This window comes from Archangium sp., from assembly GCF_057119385.1.
Map to the genome: position 1 here is coordinate 24,855 of NZ_DBNGVP010000072.1, position 23,438 is coordinate 48,292.

General features: G+C 69.1%; 25 protein-coding genes. 11 read left to right on the forward strand and 14 right to left on the reverse strand.

Going from position 1 to position 23,438, the window contains the following annotated elements; translation table 11 throughout:
- Positions 1 to 169: 169 nt before the first annotated feature.
- From AC16DP_RS16980 to AC16DP_RS17010, 7 genes are all read right to left on the reverse strand, one after another.
- Positions 170 to 1,234, reverse strand: coding sequence for a cysteine synthase A (locus tag AC16DP_RS16980; protein WP_329728462.1), 1,065 nt, complete (start codon positions 1,232 to 1,234; stop codon positions 170 to 172).
- Between the two features lie 19 nt (positions 1,235 to 1,253).
- Positions 1,254 to 1,889 (reverse strand): hypothetical protein, encoded by a 636-nt coding sequence (locus AC16DP_RS16985; protein WP_329728463.1) that lies wholly within the window; start codon positions 1,887 to 1,889, stop codon positions 1,254 to 1,256.
- Between the two features lie 214 nt (positions 1,890 to 2,103).
- Positions 2,104 to 3,066, reverse strand: coding sequence for a hypothetical protein (locus AC16DP_RS16990; RefSeq protein ID WP_329728464.1), 963 nt, complete (start codon positions 3,064 to 3,066; stop codon positions 2,104 to 2,106).
- A gap of 101 nt (positions 3,067 to 3,167) precedes the next feature.
- On the reverse strand, positions 3,168 to 4,460 hold the full coding sequence (yjjJ, locus tag AC16DP_RS16995; protein WP_329728465.1) for a type II toxin-antitoxin system HipA family toxin YjjJ: 1,293 nt from the start codon (positions 4,458 to 4,460) through the stop codon (positions 3,168 to 3,170).
- 183 nt (positions 4,461 to 4,643) lie between these two features.
- Positions 4,644 to 6,218 (reverse strand): aromatic amino acid hydroxylase, encoded by a 1,575-nt coding sequence (locus tag AC16DP_RS17000; protein WP_329728466.1) that lies wholly within the window; start codon positions 6,216 to 6,218, stop codon positions 4,644 to 4,646.
- A 69-nt stretch (positions 6,219 to 6,287) separates the two neighbouring features.
- The gene (locus AC16DP_RS17005) at positions 6,288 to 7,223 is read right to left on the reverse strand and encodes a LysR family transcriptional regulator (protein WP_329728467.1); all 936 of its coding nucleotides are present in this window, start codon (positions 7,221 to 7,223) and stop codon (positions 6,288 to 6,290) included.
- A gap of 1 nt (position 7,224) precedes the next feature.
- Positions 7,225 to 7,776 (reverse strand): Uma2 family endonuclease, encoded by a 552-nt coding sequence (locus tag AC16DP_RS17010; RefSeq protein WP_329728468.1) that lies wholly within the window; start codon positions 7,774 to 7,776, stop codon positions 7,225 to 7,227.
- A gap of 190 nt (positions 7,777 to 7,966) precedes the next feature.
- On the opposite strand from AC16DP_RS17010, the gene AC16DP_RS17015 reads away from it, so the two are divergent.
- The gene (locus tag AC16DP_RS17015; RefSeq protein WP_329728469.1) at positions 7,967 to 9,184 is read left to right on the forward strand and encodes an ATP-binding protein; all 1,218 of its coding nucleotides are present in this window, start codon (positions 7,967 to 7,969) and stop codon (positions 9,182 to 9,184) included.
- A 47-nt stretch (positions 9,185 to 9,231) separates the two neighbouring features.
- Positions 9,232 to 10,398, forward strand: a complete 1,167-nt coding sequence (recF, locus tag AC16DP_RS17020) for a DNA replication/repair protein RecF (RefSeq protein ID WP_329728470.1) — start codon at positions 9,232 to 9,234, stop codon at positions 10,396 to 10,398.
- Positions 10,399 to 10,495: 97 nt separating this feature from the next.
- Here recF and AC16DP_RS17025 read toward each other — a convergent pair whose 3' ends face one another.
- From AC16DP_RS17025 to AC16DP_RS17040, 4 genes are read right to left on the reverse strand one after another with little or no spacing between them, the layout of a single operon-like run.
- Entirely contained in the window at positions 10,496 to 11,383 is an 888-nt protein-coding gene (locus AC16DP_RS17025; protein WP_329728471.1) for a hypothetical protein, read from the reverse strand.
- A 53-nt stretch (positions 11,384 to 11,436) separates the two neighbouring features.
- The gene (locus AC16DP_RS17030) at positions 11,437 to 12,156 is read right to left on the reverse strand and encodes a hypothetical protein (RefSeq protein WP_329728472.1); all 720 of its coding nucleotides are present in this window, start codon (positions 12,154 to 12,156) and stop codon (positions 11,437 to 11,439) included.
- A 3-nt stretch (positions 12,157 to 12,159) separates the two neighbouring features.
- A complete protein-coding gene (locus tag AC16DP_RS17035; protein WP_329728473.1) occupies positions 12,160 to 13,719 on the reverse strand; it encodes an AAA family ATPase in 1,560 nt (519 codons plus the stop codon).
- A gap of 22 nt (positions 13,720 to 13,741) precedes the next feature.
- On the reverse strand, positions 13,742 to 14,038 hold the full coding sequence (locus tag AC16DP_RS17040) for a YiaA/YiaB family inner membrane protein (RefSeq protein ID WP_329728474.1): 297 nt from the start codon (positions 14,036 to 14,038) through the stop codon (positions 13,742 to 13,744).
- A 116-nt stretch (positions 14,039 to 14,154) separates the two neighbouring features.
- Between AC16DP_RS17040 and AC16DP_RS17045 the strand changes: the two genes are divergently transcribed.
- Positions 14,155 to 15,033, forward strand: coding sequence for a LysR family transcriptional regulator (locus AC16DP_RS17045; RefSeq protein ID WP_329728475.1), 879 nt, complete (start codon positions 14,155 to 14,157; stop codon positions 15,031 to 15,033).
- Between the two features lie 6 nt (positions 15,034 to 15,039).
- Here AC16DP_RS17045 and AC16DP_RS17050 read toward each other — a convergent pair whose 3' ends face one another.
- Entirely contained in the window at positions 15,040 to 15,222 is a 183-nt protein-coding gene (locus tag AC16DP_RS17050) for a hypothetical protein (protein ID WP_329728476.1), read from the reverse strand.
- Between the two features lie 271 nt (positions 15,223 to 15,493).
- On the opposite strand from AC16DP_RS17050, the gene AC16DP_RS17055 reads away from it, so the two are divergent.
- On the forward strand, positions 15,494 to 16,117 hold the full coding sequence (locus AC16DP_RS17055; RefSeq protein ID WP_329728477.1) for a GNAT family N-acetyltransferase: 624 nt from the start codon (positions 15,494 to 15,496) through the stop codon (positions 16,115 to 16,117).
- 102 nt (positions 16,118 to 16,219) lie between these two features.
- A complete protein-coding gene (locus AC16DP_RS17060) occupies positions 16,220 to 16,579 on the forward strand; it encodes a hypothetical protein (protein ID WP_329728478.1) in 360 nt (119 codons plus the stop codon).
- 69 nt (positions 16,580 to 16,648) lie between these two features.
- Here AC16DP_RS17060 and AC16DP_RS17065 read toward each other — a convergent pair whose 3' ends face one another.
- Positions 16,649 to 17,023, reverse strand: a complete 375-nt coding sequence (locus tag AC16DP_RS17065; protein ID WP_329728479.1) for a hypothetical protein — start codon at positions 17,021 to 17,023, stop codon at positions 16,649 to 16,651.
- A 191-nt stretch (positions 17,024 to 17,214) separates the two neighbouring features.
- Between AC16DP_RS17065 and AC16DP_RS17070 the strand changes: the two genes are divergently transcribed.
- The 5 genes from AC16DP_RS17070 (at position 17,215) to AC16DP_RS17090 (ending at position 21,094) form a co-directional block, all read left to right on the forward strand.
- Complete coding sequence (locus AC16DP_RS17070) at positions 17,215 to 17,733, forward strand: hypothetical protein (RefSeq protein ID WP_329728480.1); 519 nt, start codon at positions 17,215 to 17,217, stop codon at positions 17,731 to 17,733.
- A gap of 98 nt (positions 17,734 to 17,831) precedes the next feature.
- Positions 17,832 to 18,575, forward strand: a complete 744-nt coding sequence (locus tag AC16DP_RS17075; protein WP_329728503.1) for an MlaE family ABC transporter permease — start codon at positions 17,832 to 17,834, stop codon at positions 18,573 to 18,575.
- 1 nt (position 18,576) lies between these two features.
- Positions 18,577 to 19,395, forward strand: a complete 819-nt coding sequence (locus AC16DP_RS17080) for an ABC transporter ATP-binding protein (RefSeq protein ID WP_329728481.1) — start codon at positions 18,577 to 18,579, stop codon at positions 19,393 to 19,395.
- The gene (locus AC16DP_RS17085; RefSeq protein ID WP_329728482.1) at positions 19,392 to 20,624 is read left to right on the forward strand and encodes an MlaD family protein; all 1,233 of its coding nucleotides are present in this window, start codon (positions 19,392 to 19,394) and stop codon (positions 20,622 to 20,624) included. The genes AC16DP_RS17080 and AC16DP_RS17085 overlap by 4 nt, the downstream gene beginning before the upstream one ends.
- A gap of 137 nt (positions 20,625 to 20,761) precedes the next feature.
- A complete protein-coding gene (locus AC16DP_RS17090) occupies positions 20,762 to 21,094 on the forward strand; it encodes a MazG nucleotide pyrophosphohydrolase domain-containing protein (protein WP_073565996.1) in 333 nt (110 codons plus the stop codon).
- A 2-nt stretch (positions 21,095 to 21,096) separates the two neighbouring features.
- Here the strand turns inward: AC16DP_RS17090 and AC16DP_RS17095 are convergent, their stop codons facing one another.
- A complete protein-coding gene (locus tag AC16DP_RS17095) occupies positions 21,097 to 22,347 on the reverse strand; it encodes a hypothetical protein (RefSeq protein ID WP_329728483.1) in 1,251 nt (416 codons plus the stop codon).
- A gap of 264 nt (positions 22,348 to 22,611) precedes the next feature.
- Here AC16DP_RS17095 and AC16DP_RS17100 point away from each other — a divergent pair, with 264 nt between their 5' ends.
- On the forward strand, positions 22,612 to 23,421 hold the full coding sequence (locus AC16DP_RS17100; RefSeq protein ID WP_329728484.1) for a hypothetical protein: 810 nt from the start codon (positions 22,612 to 22,614) through the stop codon (positions 23,419 to 23,421).
- The last annotated feature ends 17 nt before the right edge of the window (positions 23,422 to 23,438 follow it).

Sequence of the window (23,438 nt, forward strand, 5' to 3'; positions counted from 1 at the left end):
GGCGAGGTCCCTGGTGCGTGAGGGGCGCACTTGACGCCTGCTGGCCCTCGGCTTCGTGGCAGGGAATGGAGGGTTCACGGTCGGGACGGTATGCCGGGGCCCCGAGGGCTCGAGGCGCGCGTCTTCTCCAGATGGCACGGCGGAAGCGGAAGTCCGCCGCGCGTGCGATTCAGGAGGCCTTGGCGAGCAGCACGCCGGGCAGGAGCGAGCGGGCCGAGGCGCCGTCGGGGCCGCGCTCCAGCCAGCGGGGAACGGGGAGGCCCTTGGAGCGGAGGAAGTCGGGGTTGAAGAGCTTGCTGGCGTAGCGGTTGCCGGAGTCGCAGAGGATGGTGACGAGGGTGTGCCCGGGCCCGAGCTTCCGGGCGAGGCGGATGGCCCCGGCGACGTTGACGGCACTGGAGGCGCCGAGACAGAGGCCCTCGTGCTCGAGCAGCTCGAAGAGGAGGGGGAGGGCCTCGGCGTCGGGAATCTGGAAGGGCTCGTCGACGGGAGCGCCCTCGAGGTTGGCGGTGATGCGGCCCTGGCCGATGCCCTCGGAGATGGAGGAGCCCTCGGACTTGAGCTCGCCGTGGGCGTAGTAGTGGTAGAGGGCGGCGCCCATGGGGTCGGCGAGGCCGATGACGACGTTGGGGTCGCGCTCCTTGAGGGCCATGCCGACACCGGCGAGGGTGCCGCCGGAGCCGACGGCGCAGATGAAGCCATCGATGCGGCCGCCGGTCTGGCGCCAGATTTCGGGGCCGGTGGTCTCGAGGTGGGCGCGGCGGTTGGCGACGTTGTCGAACTGGTTGGCCCAGATGGCGCCGTGGGGCTCGCGGGCGTCGAGGGCCTCGGCGAGGCGGCCGGAGACCTTCACGTAGTTGTTGGGGTCCTTGTAGGGGACGGCGGGGACCTCGAGGAGCTCGGCCCCGACGAGGCGGAGCATGTCCTTCTTCTCCTGGCTCTGGGTGTCGGGGATGACGATGACGGTGCGGTAGCCGAGCGCATTGCCGACGAGGGCGAGGCCGATGCCGGTGTTGCCGGCGGTGCCCTCGACGATGACGCCGCCGGGGCGCAGACGGCCGCGGGAGATGGCGTCACGGATGATGAAGAGGGCGGCGCGGTCCTTGACGGACTGGCCGGGGTTGAGGAACTCGGCCTTGCCGAGGATGGTGCAGCCCGTGAGCTCGGAGGCGCGCCGGAGCTTGATGAGGGGCGTGTTGCCGATGGCCGAGATGACGTCTTGATGGAAGTGCATGGCGCTCCTTCAACGGCCCTCATTGTACGTCGAGTTGCCGGTCCCACCGATAGAGGCTGCCGAGCACGGCCCCCGGACGTACGCCGGAGATGCGCTCGAATTCCGTGGCGTCCAGTGTGGCGAGGTGCTCGCGCCAGGTGGTGGAGTCCATCACCACCTCCGGGTGATTGAGTTTGTTCCTGTCGGCGAACGCGAGGATGCGGGGCAGCTGGCGCAGGATGGCCTCGACACAGTCCTCTCTCGTGGCGTTGGCCATACGTTCCGCGGCCACCCTGAAGCGGGAGGGGACGGAGGCGCCTCCCTCGGGGCACCAGGCATCCATGGCCCAGCCGCAGGCGGCGGTCATGAGCTCTTCCAGGGACATGAACGTATTGAGCTTCTTGTGGAGATAGCGTCCGTGTTGGAGCGAGTCCCAGAACCGGAGCACGGCCTGGATGCGCGGCGCCACGCGCTCCGCGCTCTCCGGGGCATGCCCGGAGAGCGCGAAGTACAGCGCGCCCCATGCGGTCTCCCGAAAAGTGGTCTCGTACAGGTGGCTGAGGTGGCGATGGTTCTTCGCGTCCACCTCGCACATGCTCATGATGACCTCCGAGAGCATGTACAGCCGCCAGGCTGGGAACTCGTCCTGGAAGTCGACGACGTTGTGCGTGAACACCACTTCACCGGGAGCAATCGCCCTCAGGTCATGTGGCTGTGGGAACGAACCCTTGAGCCGATACTGCTCTCCACAGCGACGGCCCTCTCGTTGCGTTGCGCTCTCGATGGTGGTGTAGGCGCCGTGAAGGAAGGATGGCAATTGGAGCGTTGTGGTCTGGAACGGTTCCATGGTGTGAGGAGCTTCGTCGTGGCTCTGGCCACTTCTGGATATGTCACATGCCCGAGGCCTTGGGTAATCGTACCGGAGGCGCGGCGGGTGGGGGGCTCGAAGGAAAGCGGAGGACCCTTGCTCCTTGTTGAGCGGTGCCGCGCTCGCCGCCGGACGCCGCAGTGGAGATGACGAGCATGGCCACTTGCCCCACAACGTCGATGGCGACGCCGATGGCCCCGCTGAGTGTGGTGAGCCGCTCGCGCCGCTCAACCATTTCCTCGCTGGCTCGAGCCACCCAGCCTCCGTACTTCTTCAACTCTTGTTCGGAGATTTCCACCCATTGTGCTGCTTCGTACGCAGCAGCATTCGACGCGAAATGCTCCCGGCTGCGAGTCCAATGATACTGGGTGACTCCGGGGGTGGTGGTGCACCATTCCAGGCGCCAGATGTACTGGCCCTGGGCGAACTGGATCAGGATTTCACCCTCGAAAGCCTTGCCGGCTGCGAATCGATCCGCGGGCAGTACGGTCCGATTCAATACGAGAAGGTACGTTTGAACCTCCTGACTGCCATCCAGGAGACCCTTCTCATTGTAGGGTTTGATCTCGAAGACTTCTTTGGCACTGACATCGGTGATGTCAGGGCGCATGTCACGTTCTCTCTCGGAGAGAAGTGACCAATCACCGATACCTTGTTCCTGAAGGATGCGTTTGATGTTGTGATTGTTGTAATAAACAACGTTCGTCGGGTGTCTCGTGTCGTAGATATATGCAATGAGCCGGTGCGAGGCGTTGCCGAGGAAGATCTCCCAGGGCAGCTGTGAGTCCGGCTTTCGACCGGGCACCTTGTACCCTTGGAGGGTCTGCGCGGTCGGATTCCCGCAAATCGACGGGCGGCTGACCGAGTTCGTGTTGTCGGGAGGAGACGAGGGTACAGGGGGGGCCGCGGAGGCGAGGCCCGCCCATGCCGTGGCGAGCACGAGTCCCACCAGACGGGAGAAATTCCTGGCGAGTGAATACCGCATCCTACGCCTGCTCGGTTCTGGCTTGATGGACGTGCATGGAGGGCTCGCGACGACGCTACTACCCGGTCCCCAACGGGCTCAAGGCACCCACCGTGTTGGAATCAGAGCGGCCCCCGCTCCCGGAGCGCCTCCAGTGCGTTCCGGCACCGTTGCGCCAGGGTCCGGAAATCCTCGCCGAGCGCCGCGCAGTCGATGACCCGGGTCCAGAAGTCGTGCGCATGGCGGGCCGCGTCCGCCCAGACATCCAGGGTGTCCGCGCTCGGTGGCGCGGGCTCGAACGGGCGCTCGACAACCGTCGTGCCCGAGGGCGCGAACAACATCGGGAGCATGTCGTACGCAGGCGCCAGGCTCCGCGTGCCGTCTTCCTGCTCCAGGAAGCTCACATTTCCGAAGTGGCGGTCCGTGTTGCCGATGAGCTGCCCGAAGACATCGAGCCAGCGGATGCGCCGCGCGTCCTCGGGGCCGATGAGCTTCTTCTCCAGCAGCTTCGGCGTGACACGCGTCCAGGATGCGCCACGGCCGGAGTCGCCGATGTACTCCTGGTCCAGCGCCTCGAGCGAGACCACTCCGCGTCTGCCTCTCTCTCCCACCCGGTCGAAGCGCTCGACCTCCAGGAACCGGAAGCCGCGCTCATCGAACCACCGTGCCCGGGCCGCATCGAGGCCCGCGGCGTGAATCACCTCGAGTGCGAGGCTTTCGCAGACGAGCAGCTCCCTCCACCTGCGAGCGACGGCTCCTTCATCATCGCTCACGAACTTGACCAGGACGTGACGGCCTCCCGCGTACGTCAGGAACTTGGGGTGTTCTCCTCCGGCGGAGGAGCCCGGCTGTTCGCGGGCCGAGCGGCGGGCAAGATCCGGCCAGGCGCCGCGGTCGGAGGGCACGAGCGTGCTCGCGAGCCATCGGTTCAGGGACTCGTCACCGAGGATGAGATGGCCGACGCAATCCTCGCCACGGCGTGCCAACGCGATGAGCCGGTGGTCATCGCTCCAGTCTCCCAATCGGGAGGGAAGCTCCAACTCGGGGTAGCGCGCGCTGAACGTCCGTCCGACGTACCCCTGAGGGCTCATGTCGGAGGCGAAGGGAGGTAGGCCCTCGAACAGCGTCCCCGTGCCGTCGGACGCGCTGAGCCAATGTCTTCCCCCCTCCAGCAGGTGCAGGGCTCCGAATGGCTCGACCTTCCCCGACTCATGGACCCGGTAGATGGGGAGTCGTGTTCCGAGCCCTGGAAGCGTGCGTGTCCGCGCGTAGCGGGTCGCGCGTGTCTGCCCCATCCGGCACACGCGGTCTCCCGCGGCCCCGATCAGCCGGGACACGGTCGGCTGGGACACGCCCAGTTCCCGGGCCAGGTCCTTCGCTTGTGCCTCGCCCAGCCGGGCGAGCGCTCCAAGCATCCGTTCGAGGGCGTCCATGAATAGAAAGATGAATGGAAATCCAGGGGATGGCCAGTAGCAAAGGCTCGAAAACCAAGGGCTATTTCGAGTCGCTGCCATGAAACGTGAATAGAAAAAGGGCCCGAATCACCCCGAAGGGGACTCAGGCCCTCTGTGCTCCCGGGAGGCGGCTCCCGGCGGTACCTACGCCCGCGCGGACTTCTTCAGCTCCTCGACCTCGAGCTGGAGGAGCCAGTCATCCCGGAAGTCGGTGGCGGCGTTGGAGATCTGCTCCAGGCGCGCGAGGTTGAGGCTCTTCGACTCGCGCATGGTGCGCACCTCGCGGTAGAGCGCCGCGAGCGACGGGTGCAGTGCCGCGGCCTTCTTCTCGCGGGCCTTGGCCTCGCCCTCGCCCTCGGCGAAGGCGTTGAGCTCGCCGAACCAGCGGTCCCACGTGCCCGGATCCGCCGGCCCTCCGGCCACCGAGGGCAGCCCCGTGCTCAGGAACAGCTGCGCCACGCTCGGCAGCTCCACCGGACGGCCATCCAGCTCGCCGCGCAGGTTGAGCACCTCGCCCCCGCCCACCGCGAAGCCCCGCAGCTTCAGGCCGCTGGCCAGCTCCAGCTTGAAGTCCCCCTTGTCCGGCAGCTCCCCCTCGCCGAACGCCACCAGCGCCAGGCCCGGCCACGGCTTGCTCCCGTTCTTCCCCTCGCGCGACACCATCACCGGGCCCTCCAGCCGCACCAGCGCGCTGCTCAGGCCCTCGGCCACGGGACGCGCCCCGGGCAGCGCCTCCACCACGCGCGCGGTGATCTCCCGGCCATCCGCCAGCACCAGGTGGTTCACCGTGCGCGCCTGGAGGGCCTCGTTCAGCCCGTAGTCCCCGCCCCGCTTCCACGCGAGCGTCGCCTCGAACCCGCTCAGCACCTCGAACAGGTGCTCGAAGTCCCGCGCCACGAAGAGCTGCGGCTGCATGCGGGTGATGTCGTACTCGGTGTCCGCGCACGCCACGCTCAGCGGCACCTTCTTCACCGCGTCCGTGAGGCAGTGCTTCGCCTCGCCGATGCTCGAGAGCAGGCCGGCGCCGTAGATGCGCGGCTGCTCCATGCCGCCGATCATCCCGTACTCGGCCGTCCACCAGTACAGCCGCGAGGCGCGGGTGCTCTCGCTCACGTAGCGCCGGCTCTGGTTGGCCGCCTCCAGGCGCGCCTGGGCGTGGGCAATCTCCTCCTGTGTCGCGGTGGGGTCCTCCTTCACCACGCTCAGGTTGCGGATGGCCTGGAAGACGGCCTCGTCCTCCACCGTGGCGATGGCCTTGAAGCCCACCAGCCCGCAGCGCTTGAGGTACTCGGCATAGCGCTTGTTGGCGATGATGGGCGCGTGGCCCGCGCTCTCGTGGATGATGTCCGGAGCCGGCGTGTACTGGATGTGCTCGTGGGTGCGGATGTCCGCCGCGATCGCCAGCACGCCCAGGGCCTGCAGCTCGGTGAACACCGCGGGCGGGATGAAGCCGCGCACGCCCACCGCCGCCCAGCCCAGCTGGGACAGCTTCTCGTTCATCTCATCCAGGCTGGGGATGCGCTCCAGGCCGATGCCGGTCGCCTCCAGGCCCTCCAGGTAGACGGCGTGCGCCTTGTCCGACAGGTGGCCGCGCAGCTGGCCGAGGATGTGACGCCACACCGCCTGGTCCCTCGGCGTATAGGCGTCGTAGTCCTGGCTCACCACATAGCGCCGCAGATGCGCGGGCAGTCGGGCAATGGTCCGTTCGGTGGGCGTCATGGGGGCTTCTCCGTTGCATGAAATCTACGCACCGGGAGCCCCGACGGAAATCCGATAAAAACCGACGTCTTATTCGATTTTCCGCCGTTTTGACGCGAGGCGCTGACGCAGCCCGCCAAGGACGAGCTGCGCCGCCTCGGAGCCCGGGCCCCCCGAGGGACGCAGTGTCACCACCTCGACGAATTGGGGCTGTTCCTCGCGCAGGGGCCAGACGGAGAGGTCCTCGGGGAAGGAGCGCAGCAGCCGCAGGTCCGGGGCGATGGCGCAGGCGTGGTAGGCGCGCAGCAAGTCGAAGAGGTGCAGGAAGCTCTGCACGCGCGACACCTCGCGCACGGTGACGTCATGGGCGGCGAAGCGGGCGCTGTTGGCGCTGCCGTACGGGTCCTCGCGCTGCCAGTCCACGAAGGGCTGGCCCTCCAGGTCGCGCACGTGGAGCGTGCGGCGTGCGCCGTGGCGCGAGGACAGCTCGCCGCCGGGGCCGGCGAGCACGACGAAGGGCAGGTTCAGCAGGGACTCGGCCTCGACGCCGCGGTGCGGGGGCAGCGGGGTGAAGTCCACGGCGAGGTCCAACTGGCGCGTCTGCACCTGGCGCACGAGCTCGAAGGTGCCGCCGAAGCTGACCTCCAGCTTGATGCCGGCCCGGGCCACGTCTCCGGCGATGCCCGCGAGCAGGAAGTTGGAGAGGGTGGGGTTGAGGCCCAGGCGCAGGCTGGCCTCGGCGCTGGCCAGGTCCCTCAGGCGCTTGAGGCCCAACTGGTGCAGGGGCGTCTGGGTGCCCTCGTAGAGCTTCTCGCCGCGGGCGGTGAGGTGGAGGCGGCGGCCGGGGCCGCGCTCCAGCAGGGGCTGGCCCTCGGCGAGCGTGTCCTCGAGGGCGCGGATGTGCTCGCTGACGACGGAGCGGGCCACGCCCAGGTGCTCGGCGGCGCCTTCGATGCTGCCGGACTCGACGGCGGCCGCGAAGGACTCGAGCCAGACGAGGTGCCGGGGGAGCTTGCGCGGGGGCATCTCACCGGTCCCAGAGAACGCCCAGCTTGAACTCCAGGGCATCGAAGGGTTCCGCACGAATCAAGGCGTCCTCCGCGTACGAAGCGAGCAGCGTGTAGTTCGTGTCCACGAGGCGGAAGACCTCCAGGGTGCGCACGTCGGGATCCACGAGCCACACGTGCCGGATGCCCTCGCGCGCATAGAGGGGGAGCTTGACCACGCGGTCATGTGCCTCGGTGGACGGAGAGAGGATTTCACAGGCCCAGTCCGGAGCGAGCGTCAGGGCCGCGGTACGGGGAGCCTCGGGGAGCCGCTCGCGGCGCCAGCCGGCGAGGTCCGGGACGAGCACATCCTCTCCCAGGTGCAGCTCGGGTTCATCGAAGATGAGCCATCCGCCCGGGCCGTTCCATCCGAGGTCGAACGGACCCATCAGCACGCCACCGAGCCGGGAATAGGCCCGGCTGTGCGGGACCGCGGGCCGGGGGCTCGTGTACAGCTCGCCAGCGATGATCTCCCCCACCATGTTGGGCGGGAGCTCTTCCAGGTCCGTGTAGGTCGCGGGTCGCTTTCCCATCCCCACTCCATCCACATCCATCCGAGCGACAGGTTCCATGTCTGGAACATGTCGCCCCGGTCCGACACTTCTTCCCATGCACCGTGCCGGACGTCGAGTGCCGGGCATCCTCATCGTTCACTCGTCACCCCGGGAAGCCCGCCAGGGGGGCCTGCCACCGGGCCCGGGGGTCCCTATATTGGACGCCACCGTGGCCACCCATCCGGACAACCTGCGAGCGCGGCTGGAAGAGCGCGCGGATCTGCTCGAAGCCACCCGTCTGCGCTACCGCGCGCTGCACAAGCTGCTGCGGGCCTTCTTCTGGAAGGACCGGGTGCGGACGAACCTGGAGCTGCTGCGCGAGGTGGCGCTGGCCCAGCCGCAAGTGGACGCCACGTTGGAGGCGGTGGCCCGGCGCGCGGAGGCGGAGGGCTGGCCGGCGGGCTCGGCGCCGATGAAGCTGCTGGCCGAGGTGCGGCGGTTGCGCGAGGCCCTCGCCTGGGAGGTGCGGCGGAGGCTCATCGCGAAGAAGAAGCCGGAGCTGCTCGGCGAGGCGCTGCTGAAGCTGGAGGAGGAGGTGCTGGACGCGGGGCCGCTGCTGGGGCGGCGGCTGTGGGCCCAGGCGGTGGAGATATTGCCGCGCAACCTCCCGGAGCTGCGGGCCGCCTGCGCGGCGGCGGAGGTGCTCGAGCGCGTCTTCAAACGTCCGGCCCCCGAGGGAGCGCTGCCCTTCGACGCGGCGGAGGCGGAGGAGCTCCGGCGGGCGCTGCCCCTGGCGGACGAGGCGCTGGCGGCGCTGTGGGCGCGGCTGGACCGCTTCGACGGCACGGGCCGGGTGAGGGCCTTCCTGGAGAAGGGGATGAAGCGGGCGCCGGTGCACCCTCCGCGCAGCGGACCGGAGCTGTTGCAGCACGCGGCCTTCTGGCAGGACCTGGCGCGAGCGCGGCTGAGGGCGCTGGGGGAGTCGCGGCTGTCGCCCGTGGTGCCGCGGGAGGAGGAGTGGCCGGAGCTGCTCGGCTGGCTGGTGGAGCGGGAGGGCGCGGCGCGGGCGCCACTGGGGGCCTCGGAGGTGCTGAGCGAGGGCCGGGCGGGGCTGCTGGAGGTAGCGGCGGAACTGGCGGCGCTGTCTCGGGCACGTCCGGTGGGGCCGTGGAACGAGGAGGCCGCGTGGGTGCGGCTGTGGACGGCGGCGCAGCGGGCGAGGTCCGAGGAGGGCCCGGACGCGGAGCGGCTGCGCGACTCGTTGCGCCTCTTCATCCGGCTGCGGGGGCAGGGACAGATGCCGGCGCGGCTCTTCTCCCCGGAGCGGAACGTCCTCGCCGGGCCGGGGGGCGGACGGGCGGGCGGCGAGCCAGAGGATCTGCCGGGGCTGGTGCAGCGGGCGAGGGAAGCAGCCGGGCGGCCTGGGACGGGGAGGGTGCCAGGGTAGGGGTTTAACCTGGACGCACACGTGTACGGATGGGAGAAAGGCCTCCCGTGCGGCTGCTGGCACTTCACGTTCAGGACTTCCGAAACCTTGGCCAGGTGACCCTGGCGCCGAGTGCGCACGCGTCCATCGCGGTGGGGCAGAACGGCCAGGGGAAGACGAACCTGCTGGAGGCGCTCTACTTCCTGGCGACGCTCAAGCCCCTGCGAGCGGGGCGGCTGTCGGAGCTGGTGAAGTGGGGAGCGTCGTCGGCGCGGGTGACGGGCCGCTTCCTGCTCAAGGGAGCGGAGCGGGAGATTTCGGTCGAGGTGGCGGGAGGGGTGCGGCAGGCCTTCGTGGACGGGAAGAAGGCGGCGAGCCTGGAGGAGTACTTCGGGGGCGTGTCGGTGGTGGCCTTCACGCCGGACGACCTGGAGGTGGTGAAGGGCGGGCCGGATGCGCGCCGGGCGTTCCTGGACCGGGCGGTGTTCAACCGCTTCCCGGCGTTCCTGAGGGAGAGCCGCGAGTACGCGCGGGCGCTGAAGAATCGCAACCGGTTGCTGAAGGCGGGCCCGGTGGACGCGGCGTACCTGGAGGCCTACGACGAGACGCTGGCGAAGACGGGAGCGCGGGTGTACGCGCGGCGGCGGGCGCTGATGGCGGAGCTGGCGCCGAGGGCGCAGGCGACGTTCGGCTCCATCGGGAGGACGCCGGAGCCGGCGGCGTACGGGTACCACCCGGCGCACCTGGGAGACGTGGACTTCGCGGGAGCGGACGAGGCGGCGCTGGCGGTGGCGTTGAAGGAGGCGCTGGCGGCGCGGTCGAGGAGGGACCTGGACCGGGGCTTCACGTCGGTGGGGCCGCACGTGGACGACGTGACGGTGACGCTGGGGGCGAGGAGCGCGAGGGCGTACGCGAGCCAGGGCCAGCAGCGGGCGTTGGTGCTGGGGTGGAAGATCGCGGAGATCGAGAACCTGGAAGCGGCGATGGGGTTCCTGCCGTTGCTGCTGCTGGACGACGTGTCGAGCGAGCTGGATCCAGAGCGCAACGCGTACCTGATGAACTACCTGGCGGCGAGCGGGGCGCAGGTGTTCCTGACGACGACGGACGCGGGGCTGGTGAGGGGAGCGGCGGCGCAGGACACGCTGTGGCTGGGAGTGAGGACGGGAGAAGTGACGAGCGTTCCGACGGAGCAGGAGCCCGCGGCACAGGCCCAACACGCGGACGAGCCCGCGTAGAACATCGCGTAGAACAGTCTCCACTGAGCCCAATCACCCCTCGCCCTCCGGGAGAGGGACGGGGTGAGGGTATCGAGCATCCCAGGTTGCATCCGAGTCAATCCCCTGAGGGTCTACCGCTCCAAGCCTTGAACCCGTTCATCCGCTGTTCGAGCCGGAGCACCTTCACGGTGGCGGAGACATCCCCCCGGTGTGCCTTGAAGGCGCGAAGAAAGGTGTCCACGGGCTCGGCCTGGCCGGCATGGGGACCGACGGGACTGCCCCACCTGTCCTGCCGTGGGCTCGAGCCCCACAGCGCCTCGAGGAACGGCCGCACGTCATGAACGCCCCGAAGCATGCGAGGGCGGACGGGTTCCACGGGGATGCTCACGGTCTCCAGGACGAAGCACCCGGGCTCACAGGAGCATGCACGGCGGCGGCGCTCGGAGCGGTACTGGGGAACGAAGGTGACGCGGAGCCACCGGTTGAAGGCGCGGTGCCCGCCGGGGGCGAGCAGCAGTGCACGCAGCAGCTCGGCCTGCTCTCCGCGCTCCAGCCAGGGAGGAGTCCTGCCCCGGGCCCACCGTCGCCGCAGGGCCTCGCGGTGCGCGGCCTCGGCGGGGTGAACGAATTCCCTCTCATGCGCGAGATGGAACAGCGCATGGTCACCGATGACGCCGGGAGGGACGAGTCCCCGGAGGTGCCCCATGCGGCTGTGCTGAGGCAGCTCGCGGGTGATGGAGCGGGCCCAGCGGATGAAGGGGGCGAGCTTGTCGCCATCGCGCCGGCCGCGCACCATCTGGCGGATCTCCCCGGTCACATCGTCATCGAGCCCGGCGAGGTCCTCGAAAGCCTCCGGGTCCCGGGCGAGCTGTGCCATCTCCACACGGGAGCGATGGCGCGCGGAGCGGTGGATGGAGGCGCGCGCGGAGCGTGCGGACTCGCGATGGCGCGAGGGCAGCAGCGAGCGGGTCATGTCCCGCGCCTTCTCGTCTCCGTGGCTCATCGGGTCCTCCCGGCGGGGAGGACGAAGCGAGCCGTGGCTTCCTGACGGCCGTGCTAATCCCAGCGTCCCCCGCGTCCGGCGGTGAGGAGCGAGGTGGGGATGACGCTCACGATGACGAGCACGCCCAGGTAGAACCCGAGCATTCGCAGGGGCTCGTTGCCGAAGCGCGCGAGGAGCACGGGCAGGCCGATGGCGGAGGCCGCGGCCACCTTGCGAGCGAGCGGCTGGGGGATGAGCCGCAGCAGCCCGAAGGCGAGGCACGGGGTGAAGAGGGGCTCGAGCTTGCTGACGAACGAGCGCTCCTGCTCGAGCGCCAGATGCAGCTGCTCCAGGTACCGCTGCTTCTCGGCGAGCTGCTCGGCGGTGGCCTGCTGGTGGGCCTTCTGGCGGACCTGCATCTGCGCCTGGAGCTCGGCCTCGGCCTGCTCACGGGCACGGGCGCGCTCCGCGTCATGGGCGAGCTGCTCGGGGGACTGGAGGTCCGCGCCGCACGTCGTGCACTCCCGGGCGAAGCGGCCGTTCTCGGCCTCGCAGCGGACGCAGCGCGGAAACTGTTGTCCCCGCGAGGGCTCGGCATCGAGCGCCAGCGGCGTCTGTCCATGGAGCTTGAAGCGCTCGACATGGGCCTCGGGGACGGAGGCGGGGGCCTCGGGGCCGGGGCCGGCCACGGACTCGAAGCGGCCGCCGTCCTGCAGGCGCACCTGTCCTTCGGGGCCGGGCTTCTCGCCGCGCGCGCGCTCGAGGTGGAGGAATCGGGACTTGTTGGTGGACATCGCCTATTCCTTCCTCGAGCTGCCGGACGACGAGGCGGGACGGGTGCGCCCGCGGGCCCACTCGCGCAGCCGGACGATGTCATCGCGCATGGTGACGGCGAGCGGAACGGTCTCCTGGAGCGCTCCGGCGATGTGGCGCTGCTCCAGCTCCACGCCCTGGCCGAAGGCCTCGTAGAGCGCGGCGATGATGGCCTGCTCTATCTCCGCGCCGCTGAAGTTCTCGGCCAGGCTGGCGAGCGTGTTCAAATCGAACGCGGCCGGGTCGCGCTTCCGCCGCTGGAGGTGGATGCGGAAGATGTCGCGGCGCTCGGCGGCCTCGGGCAGGTCGATGAAGAAGATCTCATCGAAGCGGCCCTTGCGCAGCAGCTCGGGGGGAAGGCCTTCAATGCGGTTGGCTGTGGCGACCACGAAGACGGGAGACGTCTTCTCCTGGAGCCAGGTGAGCAGCGTGCCGAAGACGCGCGCCGTCACGCCGCCGTCCGTGGTGCCCGAGGAGGCGACGCCGGACAAACCCTTCTCAATCTCATCCACCCAGAGCACCACGGGGGCGATGCTCTCGGCGACGCGGATGGCCTTGCGGAGGTTCTCCTCGGAGGAGCCCACGAGGCCGCTGAAGATGCGGCCCATGTCGAGCCGCAGCAGGGGCAGGTTCCAGTGCGCGGCGATGGCCTTGGAGGTGAGGCTCTTGCCGCAGCCCTGCACGCCGAGCAGCAACAGGCCCCGAGGCTCGGGGAGGCCGAACTGGCGGGCGCGCTCGCCGAAGGCGGCGGTGCGTTGGGTGAGCCACTGCTTGAGGTGCTGCAGTCCGCCCACGTGGCCCAGGTCCTGCTCCGGCGGGTAGTACTCGAGCAGGCCGCTCTTGCGGATGACCTGGCGCTTCTCGTCCTGGACGCGGCGGATGTCCTCGGCGCTCAGCTTGCCGTCGTGGGCAATCGCCTTGGCGAAGGCATTCTCCGCCTCGGACAGCGTGAGGCCCTGGGCCGCCTGGATGAGCTGCGCGGCCTGCTCGCGAGACAGGTCGATGGTGGCCTTGTTGCCCCGCCGCACCACCGCGACGATCTCCTTGAGCAGGTTCATCAGCTCCTGGAAGCCGGGCAGGGGGACGTCGAGGACGGAGACCTCCTTCTCCAGCTCGGTGGGGATGACGAGCGTGGGGGCCAGGAGGATGACGGTGGTGAAGGTGCTCTTGAGGGCGTGGGCGAGCTCGCGCAGGGCGCGCACCACACCCTTCTCCTCCAGATACGGATGGAAGTCCTTGAGCACGACGAGCGAGGGCTCGGAGAGCTTCTCGATGGCGGCCAGGGCGTCGATGGGGTTGCGGGTGTCCTCGGGGAGCGCGGGGCCGCGGGAGCCGCCGAGGTAGCGCAGGCCGCGGGTGATGGACCAGGACAGGAGCACCTTGCCGTGGGCGCGAGCCATGTCCGCGAGCAGCGAGTCCACGCGGTGCTCCTCCCACGACACGAGGTAGAGGAGCGGGTAGCGGGCGCGGATGAGGATGTCGAGCTCCTCCAGCCACGGAGCGGAGGAGGACCCGGGGCGGGGGAGCGCGGGACTGGACACCATGCCCCGGGTATATCAGGCCCGCCTACTTGAGGGCGACGGGGTCCACCTCGGCGAGCAGCTTGGTGACGCGGGCCTCGTCGATGCGGGCGGTGAGCCGGTCCTGCTCGTGCTGGTCGCGCACCGTCTTGGACAGGCTGAAGGTGGAGCCGATGCTGAAGAGCAGGCCCATGCCCAGGAAGGCCTTCTGCCAGCCGTCGACGGGCAGGTGGTAGATGCCGATGGCCATCACACCGATCGCCAGTGCGAAGGAGAGCCAGGCCTGGATGACCCAGGCGCCACTGTGGGTCGGCTGCACGGCGGTGGTGTTGGGGCGGGCCATTGTGAACCTCGTTCGAAGGGCGCTTCCGGTGGAAGCGCGTGGACGAGACACAGAATGCACCCGTTCCTCGCAAACCGCATGGAACTAATGGCTCGTCCTTCGATAACCTCCCGTGAATGATTCAGCTCCAGCGTCTCGAGGGCTTCTACTGGGTGGCACGTTGTGAGGGTTACGCCCGGGCGGCCCGCGCCTTCCCGTACCCCATCACCCAGCCGGGCGTGCACCAGCAGGTGAAGCGGCTCGAGTCCGAGCTGGGCGTGCGCCTCTTCGAGCGGGTGGGCAAGGATCGCGTCGTGCTCACGCCGCAGGGCCGCGCGCTCTACGAGTACCTGGCTCCCTTCTACGAGGGCCTGTCCTCGCTGGAGCGCTCACTGCGCTCGGGCACGATGGGCGGGCGGCTGCGCATCCACGCCTCGGGGCACACGCTGCGCCACCTGCTGCCTCCGTGGCTGCGGCGGCTGCAGGGCCAGCGGCCCGACATCGAGGTGGCCCTCTTCGAGGCGAAGGTGCCCGCGGTGTCCCTGGTGCGCTCGGGTGAGGCAGATCTGCTGGTGGACCACCTGCCCGAGGTGCCCGCGGACCTGGAGGCCCGGCAGGTGGGCAAGACGCGCCCCTTCCTCGTGTTCCCGTCCAACCACCGGCTCGCGCGCAAGGGCCCGGTGAGCCCCGAGCCGTTCCGGGACGAGCCCTTCATCACCTACAGCTCGGATCCACAGTTGAGGGACCTGCAGCTCGCGGCCCTCTCACACTTTGGCGTGGTGCCGCAGCGGATGTACGCGGCGGATTCGTCCGAGACCATCCTCGGCTTCGTCGCGGCGGGGCTCGGCTATTCACTGCTGGCGTCGCTGCAGCCCCGCGGGCCGCAGGTGCCTGGCGTGGTGGCGCGGCCTCTCTCCGAGCCGGCTCGCGAGTTCCCCATCTACGTGGCGTGGCGCAAGAGCTCGCAGCGCAATCCCCTCATCGAGGCGATGCTGGGGCTCGCGCCGAAGCCCTGAGATGGCCTACTGCCTCTCTGCCTGGCTGACAGACGCCTGCTTGCCAGCCTCGGGGGCCTGGGCCTCGGCGCTCTTCTGCTTCTCCTTGAGCGTACCCAGGCTGTTGCTCCACCACTCCGGGCACAGAAGGATGAAGAGGCCTCCGAACAGCACCATGCCCACCAGCGAGACGATGATCACTTCACCCATTCACTCCTCCACACCGCCCTGACTCCCAGGACGGCCACGTTCCTCTACAACACCGGAGAACCGCCGTTTCACCCGGGGTCCGAGGACTGCAACAGACCGCCTGTTGAGAGGGAACAGGCCAGCTGGGCGGACCATCCAGGTTCGAACGTCTACACGCTACCAGGGCCGAGGGCCCGTGGCCCACACGTCCAGCGATGTCTCCAGCGGGAACTTCCCCGGTCAGGGCGCACAGGATGAGCGAGCCACGGTGGGCCGGAGTAAGAACCCCGCCATGAGCGCCACCTCCCCTGCCTACAGCATCCGGACTCCCCGGCTGCTGCTGCGCTGCTGCGAGCCCTCCGACGCCGCGCCCCGCCTGGAGGCGGTGACGTCCAGCGGCGCGCACCTGCACGAGTTCTTCCCTCCCCAACCCGAGGGTCCTCCGCCGCTCGCGCTCCACGTGGCGCAGCTGCGCAAGATGCGGGGCGGCTTCGACCTGGATCAGGATCGCCCCTACGTGGTGGTGGAGCTCCACACCGGGCGCTTCCTCGGCGAGGTGGGGCTGCTCACCCGGGCGGGCCTCGGCGCTCGCGAGGTGGGCTACTGGCTGCGCCGCGATGCGATCGGCCAGGGCCTGGCCACCGAGATGACCGCGGCCGTCATCCGCACCGCCTTCGAGCTCGACAAGGTGAGCCGGGTGGACCTGACGTGCGACCCCGCCAACGCGGCCAGCGCGGCCGTGGCGCGGCGGCTGGGCTTCACCCTCGAGGGCCGCCTGCGCGAGCGGCAACTGGCCCCGCACCACGTGCGCGGCGACATCCTCTGCTTCTCCCTCCTGGCCTCCGAGTACCCCCACGGCCCCGCTCACGCCGTCCCCATCGAGGCCTTCGACTACCTCGGTCAGAGAATCCTCTGAGTTCCAAGAATCCTCCATTTACGACGCGGCATGTCAGGCCCGGGTGTTACGTCGGGTCCCTGGGCATGTGGGACCGCGCGTCCCCTACCTTGGAGGAGTCTCGTGAAGAAGCTGTCGATGCTGCTCGCCGTGCTCACGCTGGCCCCGGTGCCCGCCTTCGCCGCCGACTACACGTGCAGGGGCAACCGGGTGGAGAAGGGCGGCACCACCCAATACACCGTGCGCACCTCGGGCGCGGACATCGTCATCGAGAAGGGTGGCAGTACTCGAGGCAAGGCCGTGAAGCGCGGCGATGACTACGCCGTCGAGGTGGGCGGCAGCACCCAGGCCACCATCGAGAACGGCCGCATCTACAAGGGTGGCTCCACCTGGAGCTCCGTGGGCGAGGCCCAGCGCGTCTTCGACTGCCCGGACATCGTCGCCGCCACCCTCTGGGTGCTCCAGCAGAAGGGCCAGCTCTAGGAGTCCGTCTCCCAGGCCCCCTGGCTCCTCACCGGCCCGCCGTGACGCCCACGGCGGGCCGCCGTGTCTTCACGCCCGCCGGCGCAGGCGGAAGCGCCGCAGGAGCGGAGTGCCCGGCCCCGCGGCCTCCTGCGGCATGTGCTGGAAGTAGGGGAAGCGGAACTCCGCCCACAGCACCAGGTAGGCCACCCCGAAGATGCCCGTGGCCACCACCCACCACCACGACACCGCGAAGGCCAGACTCACCAGCGCCGCCAGCACGCACACCGCCCCGATTCCCAGTGCCACCTCCCGCCGCCGGGGTGACTCCGACATGGCCAGGCCCATGGAGACGAGCGACATCGCCAACAGCAGCCACGCCAGCCCGAAGGCCTCCCGGGCATACAGGAGGGCAATCGACAGCAGGAACAATCCCAATCCGAACAGCCCCAACCCACCGTCCATGAGGTGCCTCCTCCTCCGGATTTGCCAGAAGCAAGGGTTCAGGCCCTAACATCCGCATCTGTCCACCACTGGAGGAACGCTCGGCGCGGCGTGCGCCCGGCTCGTCCGGCAGCCCTCCGCGTGGCGGACATTCAACCTTTCATTCCCGCCACAACTCACCGCCTCTTGCAGGGGTGCCTACCCTCGCGGCGATGAGCAGGGCCGTCCTCCGCCACGTCCTTCCGTTGTCCTTGCTGCTCGCGTCCGCCGTGGGGTGCCACCGCGGGGTGCGCTTCGAGGACCACGTCTTCTCCAAGCCCGGGGTGCGCTACCGGCTCGGCGCGCTGCCGCCCGGCTGGCAGCGGGTGAAGCTGCCCAACAACGACCTGGCCTGGTACACGGACGCGTCCGGCCACGCGCTGTCGGTGAACTCCACCTGCCAGGAGCACGAGGACGCGCCGCTGGACGTGCTCACGCGCCACCTCGTCATGGGCTTCACCGAGCGGCTGGAGGTGGAGCAACAGACGGTGGTGGTGGACGAGCGCGAGGCGTTGCGCTCGCGCTACCGGGCCAAGCTGGACGGGGTGCCGGTGGAGCTGCTCTTCCTGGTGCTCAAGAAGGACCGGTGCGTCTACGACTTCACCTACGTGGCGCCGCTGGGGCGCTACGAGGAGCGGCTCGAGGGCTTCGAGTCGCTGGTGCGCGGCTTCCACGCGGAGAGTGCCTCATGAGCACGGATGCCGGGCTCAATCCTTCTCGTCTGCGCCGGCCGGTGGAGACGTCGCAGGCCGGGGCCATCAACCCGCTGGGCGGCTCCTTCACCCAGCGCATGTCGGAGCGGATGGCGCGGCTGGGCTCGCTGGTGGTGATGACGGGCCAGGTGGCGGTGCGCGCGGTGAGCCCGCCGTACGCGCCCTCGGCGCTCGTCTACCAGATGGAGGCGCTGGGGGTGCGCTCGCTGCCCATCGCCCTGCTGACGGCCACCTTCGCCGGCCTGGTCATCTCGTTGCAGTTCGGCTTCTTCCTGGCGCGCTTCGGCGTGCAGTACACGGTGGGCCGGGTGGTGGTGCTCACCCTCTTCCGGGAGCTGTCCCCCGTGCTCATCGCCCTCACCGTGGGCGCGCGCGTGGGCTCGGGCATCGCCGCGGAGCTGGGCTCCATGACGGTCACCGAGCAGGTGGACGCCATCCGCGCGCTGGGGGCGGATCCGTTGCGCAAGCTGGTGGTGCCCCGGGTGCTGGCCTGCCTGCTGCTCACGCCCGCGCTCACCGTGCTGGCGGACGTCATCGGCATGCTGGCCGGCGCCCTCGTGGTCAACGTGCAGTACAGCATCAGCTTCCACCTGTTCTTCCAGGGGGCGCTGGACATCCTGCTGATGAGCGACTTCCTCTCCGGTGTCTTCAAGGGCTTCATCTTCGGGGGAATCATCGGCGTGGTGGGCTGCTTCAAGGGGCTCACCGTCGAGGGCGGCACCGAGGGCGTGGGCCGCGCCACCACGCAGACGGTGGCCATCACCTCCGTCTCGGTGTGTCTGGCCGACTTCTTCATCACCAAGATTACCCTGACCTTCTGAGATGCTCCTCCGACGCCATCCACCCCGTCTGCAGTTCCGGCCGCCCACCCGGGGCGAGGAGCTCATCCGCTTCGAGCACCTGCAGAAGTCCTTCGGGCCCAAGCACGTCTTCGACGATCTGCAGCTGTCCGTGTACGCGGGCGAGACGCTCACGGTGATTGGCGGCTCGGGCACGGGCAAGAGCGTGCTGCTCAAGTGCCTCATCGGCCTGCTGCGCCCGGACGCGGGACACATCCTCTTCGAGGGGCAGGACCTGACGGGCTTCCACGAGGAGGACTTCATCGGCGTGCGCCGGCACGTGGCGATGGTGTTCCAGGGCTCGGCGCTCTTCGACTCGCTGACGGTGGGGGAGAACATCGCCTACCCGCTGCGCGAGCACTTCCCGCGCATGCCCCCCGAGGAGATTCGCGAGCGGGTGGCCCGGAAGCTGGAGCTGGTGAACCTGCCGGGCATCGAGGACATGAAGCCGGCGGACCTGTCCGGCGGCATGAAGAAGCGCGTGGGCCTGGCGAGGGCCATCGCCACGGACCCCGAGGTCATCCTCTGGGACGAGCCCACCACGGGGTTGGACCCCGTCACCACCGAGAACATCAACCAGATGATTCGTTCCATGCAGAAGCAGCTCGGGTGCACGTCCATCGTGGTGACCCACGACATGATGAGTGCCTTCACGGTGTCCGACCGCATCGCGATGCTGGCCAACCGGCGCATCATGCAGGTGGGGACGCCGGAGGAGATGCAGGCATCCACGGTGCCGGAGGTGCGGGCCTTCCTGGACGCGCGGCGGCAGGCGCCGTGGGCGCAGGAGGCAGTGCGATGAGCTTGTTCAGCACCACATCGGCGGAGAAGCGCCGGGCGCTGCGGGTGGGCGCCTTCGTGGCGGTGGCCATGGGCATGGCGGGCCTCGTCGTCTTCCTCATCGGAAACGAGACCCACCTCTTCGAGAAGGAGGTGGTGTACCGCACCTACTTCGAGAACGTGGAGGGCCTGACCGAGGAGTCCCCGGTGTGGCTGGGGGGCCTGGAGGTGGGCCGGGTGGCCGGGGTGAGCTTCCCCTCGAGGCCCGGGGAGACGCGGCTGGAGGTGATGCTGCGGATGAGCTCGGAGCACGCGTCGCGGGTGCGGGGAGACTCGGTGGCGCGGCTGTCGAGCATGGGCGTGCTGGGAGACAAGGCGGTGGACATCACCGTCGGCTCGCCGGACCAGCCCGCGGTGGCGCCGGGCGGGGAGATTCCGAGCGCGAGCGGCGCGGACATCTCCTCGCTGATGCGCAGCGCGGCGCAGGTGATGGAGGACACGGTGGCCGTGAGCCGCACGGTGCGCAAGTCGGTGGAGGATCTCGCCACGCCGCAGGTGACCGAGGACCTGGCCGCCAGCATGCGCAGCCTGCGCAAGCTGCTCGAGGAGGTGGAGAGTGGGGACGGCGCCCTGCACGCGCTCATCTACGACAAGCGGACGGGCAACGAGGTGCGCCGGCTGATGGCCAATGCCTCGCGCACGGCGCTGCGGATGGAGAAGGCGCTCGGGCACGTGGAGGGCCTGCTCGACGAGGTGGAGAACGGCGATGGCTCGGCGCACGCGCTCATCTACGGCCAGGAAGGCGCCAAGGCGCTGGGCGAGCTGGGGGCAGCGGCGGGACAGCTCGCGGTGCTGATGGAGGACGCGAAGAAGAACCCGGACGGCGCGGTGCACCAGCTCGTCTACGGGAAGGCGGGCAACATGCTGGCGGACCTGGGCAGCGCGGCGGCGGACATCAAGCAGATTACCTCCATGGTGGCCAGGGGCGAGGGCTCGCTGGGCGGCATCCTGAAGGACCCCACGGTGTACGAGGACCTGCGGGAGGTGGTGGGCAACGTGCGGCGCAACCGGGTGCTGCGCACGCTGGTGCGCTTCGCCATCACCAACAACGACAACGTGCAGTACGTGGGCAAGCCCATCGAGCCGCCGAAGGACGAGGAGTCGCGGACGGGAATCGGCGGCGCGGGCGGGCATACGCCGGACGAACCGAAGACACCGCTCGTCCTGCCGCCGCCACCCCCCGTCCCTTGAGCAACGACATCCCCTCGCCCTCCGGGAGAGGGTCGGGGTGAGGGTATCCGGCTCGCGAGTTCCCATCCGTGCGGAGCGGGCCCGTTCATCTGTCGAGACGATTGACAGCCGGAGGTCCTCCAGCGAGGAAGGACGGCATGATCACCCTCCCCGAGAACGCGTCGATGAAGGACTACCAGCGGTACATCCATGAGCTCGAGACGATGCATGGATGGCTGAAGGTGGACCTGGTGCACAACTGCTTCCTCATGGGCGAGGAGATGGGAGAGCTGTTCAAGGCGGTGCGCCGCTACAACAAGCTCTTCGACGAGGGCCAGGGCACGCCCACGGAGCAGGCGAAGGCCAACCTCGCCGAGGAGCTGGTGGACGTCTTCAATTACCTGGTGGCCATCGCCAACCGGGTGGACGTGGACCTGGAGCAGGCGTTCCGCGAGAAGAACGCGAAGAACCAGCAGCGCACCTGGAGCTGAGGCTACGGGCGGCGGAGCACCAGGATCTGACGGCCGCGCCCCGGGACCGAGCAGTACAGCCGGAGCACGTCCGGAGCCTCCAGGGGCTCCGCCAGGGATTGGCACCAGCGCAGCAGCTCGCGCAGGGAGGCGTCGTCCTGGAGCCGCAAGCGCTCATCGGTGGCGACGCGGTGGCGGATGCGGGCCAGCGCCGCGGCGGAGACGCCGGCCAGGGTGCTCGTGCGGGTGATGAAGTACAGGCGGCGCAGGAACGGGCCCTGGCCGGGCTCGCGCCGGAAGTGCCGGAAGGAGCCGCGCGTGAAGAGGAAGCGCTCTCCGTCCTGTTCGTGCACGGCCTCGCGGTCGAAGTGCCCGGAGCGGAAGTAGCGGGTTCGATACTCCTTCGAGTCGTAGTGCGCGGTATCCCCCGTGAACCAGGCCAGGTTCTCCTGGCGGCGGCGGAAGCCGTGGGCCACGTCATTGAGGTTGCGCTTCACCTCGACCAGGGCGAGCACCTCCACCGGTTGCCCGGGGCGGAGCGGCTGACGGATGAGCAGTTGATCGAGCTCGGTCCGCGCCGCGCCGAGACCGACGCCCGTGAGCACCCGGAGCCGAGACGTGGCTCCGGCCCGCGCCCTCCCGAGCAGCTCGGGCACGATGGCCTGCCACGTCAGCGCGAGGACCTGGTGCTCGAAGTCTCCCCCCGTGTGCCCGGACCGGTGGCCCTGGTTCAGCAACAGCCCGGCCAGCTCGGCTTCCGCGCGCTCCAGCCCCAGGCGTGAGCGGAGCTGCCGCAATTCCTCACGGACGCGGAGCAATTCCTGACGCGGAGGGCTCGCCTGGGTCCGTTGCTCCTGTTCGCGTTGAAGTGCCCGCTGTCTGTCCTGGAAGCCCTCGAGCTTCCGCCGCAGTGCTGGTTGTGCTTCTGGTTCGGCCCGGGCGAGTGCCGCACTGAGTCCCGCGATGGCCTTCCCAGTCCTGGTGAGTTCCTCTCCTATCTGGAGCAGGCGCGCGAAGTGGGGAGAGGCCTCGTCCGCGGCGGAGGCGCGACGGCAGGTCCGCTCCAGCGCATGGAGTTCGGGATGGGCCCGCCGCAGGTCACGGATTCGAGCGCGCTGAACGAAGGCCGGGTCCGACTCCCAGAAGGGCAGCTGGCCGGTGAGCCAGCGGCGGAAGCCCTCCAGATCGAGGGTCCGGAGATCGACGGCCTGCCGCAGCAGGCGGTGCAGCTCGCGCGTGCCTCGGGCAACTGGGAGTGGGGCGGAAGAGACCATGAGAGCAGGGGTTCTGTCAGCGTAACTGCTCAGGGGGCGCCGCACTGTGAGAAGCGTGCAGCCTGTGATGGGTCTCCGGGAAGAATGTTTGCCTGCCAATGTTCTGGAGACGGGGTTCTCACGCTCGTTCGAGCAGCAGCCTGCCTGGGATGGCTGTCTTTCGTGCCTCTTGGAATGGATGGCTTTTCCTGTAGGGTGGATGCCAATGGTGCGCGCCCTCAGGCGCATCGCAAATTCACACATCAAAAGAGAAGACCACTGCTCATGATGAAGTTCTTCAGGAAGAGGACCTTGGCGGTCGGGCTGCGCATGTCGTCCATGACCACCCGCCTGGGAGTTCTGACGGGCGTGATGGCGGGACTCACGGTTTCTGCACAGGCGCAGGCGCAGGACACCCAGAACCGGCTGGCCATCACGAACGTGGAGGTGGATTACGCCCAGGGCCAGATGTTCATCTATGGCCGTAACTTCAATACCGCCACCGGTGTCCCGCCCATCGTCCATCTCATGGAGATCGGGGTGACCGTCAAGACCTACGGTCCCTCCACGGTGGTCGTCTACCTGCCTCCGATGCTCATGCGCTCCGGTTCCTATCGGCTGACGATGTCGACCGGTTCCAACGTGGAGCAGAACGACACTTTCGAGGTGACCATGGGCGCGGTGGGGCCGCAGGGCCCGGTGGGTCCGCAGGGTCCGATCGGCCCGCAGGGACCGATGGGCCAGCAGGGTCTCAAGGGCGATCCGGGGCCGATGGGCGCGGTGGGTCCGCAGGGTCCCCAGGGCGAGCCGGGCCCCCAGGGTCCTCAGGGCGTTCCAGGACCCAACAAGGTGCTGTCCTGCCGTTATGTGGCTGGACCTGCGGTGAACAGCTATGCCTACCCTGGTTCCCACGTGGGTTGTGTGTCTGGAGAATTCCTGACGGGTGGCTCGTGCTACTCGAACTCGTCCACGGTTGCGGCCGTTTCCCATATGGGCTGGGTGAGTGGAGTCTACTCCTACACCTGTACCTTGAGAGGACCGGCTTCGACGACCGCGAAGGCCACCGCCATCGCCATCTGCTGCGAACTTCAGTGAGCGACAGCCCCCTCCAC

Bases quoted from the DNA above. Each gene is read 5' to 3' on its own strand.
- AC16DP_RS16980 (WP_329728462.1), bottom strand. From the start codon at position 1,234: ATGCACTTCCATCAAGACGTCATCTCGGCCATCGGCAACACGCCCCTC.
- AC16DP_RS16990 (WP_329728464.1), bottom strand. From the start codon at position 3,066: ATGCGGTATTCACTCGCCAGGAATTTCTCCCGTCTGGTGGGACTCGTG.
- yjjJ (WP_329728465.1), bottom strand. From the start codon at position 4,460: ATGCTTGGAGCGCTCGCCCGGCTGGGCGAGGCACAAGCGAAGGACCTG.
- AC16DP_RS17000 (WP_329728466.1), bottom strand. From the start codon at position 6,218: ATGACGCCCACCGAACGGACCATTGCCCGACTGCCCGCGCATCTGCGG.
- AC16DP_RS17005 (WP_329728467.1), bottom strand. From the start codon at position 7,223: ATGCCCCCGCGCAAGCTCCCCCGGCACCTCGTCTGGCTCGAGTCCTTC.
- AC16DP_RS17010 (WP_329728468.1), bottom strand. From the start codon at position 7,776: ATGGGAAAGCGACCCGCGACCTACACGGACCTGGAAGAGCTCCCGCCC.
- AC16DP_RS17025 (WP_329728471.1), bottom strand. From the start codon at position 11,383: ATGAGCCACGGAGACGAGAAGGCGCGGGACATGACCCGCTCGCTGCTG.
- AC16DP_RS17030 (WP_329728472.1), bottom strand. From the start codon at position 12,156: ATGTCCACCAACAAGTCCCGATTCCTCCACCTCGAGCGCGCGCGCGGC.
- AC16DP_RS17035 (WP_329728473.1), bottom strand. From the start codon at position 13,719: ATGGTGTCCAGTCCCGCGCTCCCCCGCCCCGGGTCCTCCTCCGCTCCG.
- AC16DP_RS17040 (WP_329728474.1), bottom strand. From the start codon at position 14,038: ATGGCCCGCCCCAACACCACCGCCGTGCAGCCGACCCACAGTGGCGCC.
- AC16DP_RS17045 (WP_329728475.1), top strand. From the start codon at position 14,155: ATGATTCAGCTCCAGCGTCTCGAGGGCTTCTACTGGGTGGCACGTTGT.
- AC16DP_RS17050 (WP_329728476.1), bottom strand. From the start codon at position 15,222: ATGGGTGAAGTGATCATCGTCTCGCTGGTGGGCATGGTGCTGTTCGGA.
- AC16DP_RS17055 (WP_329728477.1), top strand. From the start codon at position 15,494: ATGAGCGCCACCTCCCCTGCCTACAGCATCCGGACTCCCCGGCTGCTG.
- AC16DP_RS17065 (WP_329728479.1), bottom strand. From the start codon at position 17,023: ATGGACGGTGGGTTGGGGCTGTTCGGATTGGGATTGTTCCTGCTGTCG.
- AC16DP_RS17070 (WP_329728480.1), top strand. From the start codon at position 17,215: ATGAGCAGGGCCGTCCTCCGCCACGTCCTTCCGTTGTCCTTGCTGCTC.
- AC16DP_RS17075 (WP_329728503.1), top strand. From the start codon at position 17,832: ATGTCGGAGCGGATGGCGCGGCTGGGCTCGCTGGTGGTGATGACGGGC.
- AC16DP_RS17080 (WP_329728481.1), top strand. From the start codon at position 18,577: ATGCTCCTCCGACGCCATCCACCCCGTCTGCAGTTCCGGCCGCCCACC.
- AC16DP_RS17085 (WP_329728482.1), top strand. From the start codon at position 19,392: ATGAGCTTGTTCAGCACCACATCGGCGGAGAAGCGCCGGGCGCTGCGG.
- AC16DP_RS17090 (WP_073565996.1), top strand. From the start codon at position 20,762: ATGATCACCCTCCCCGAGAACGCGTCGATGAAGGACTACCAGCGGTAC.
- AC16DP_RS17095 (WP_329728483.1), bottom strand. From the start codon at position 22,347: ATGGTCTCTTCCGCCCCACTCCCAGTTGCCCGAGGCACGCGCGAGCTG.
- AC16DP_RS17100 (WP_329728484.1), top strand. From the start codon at position 22,612: ATGATGAAGTTCTTCAGGAAGAGGACCTTGGCGGTCGGGCTGCGCATG.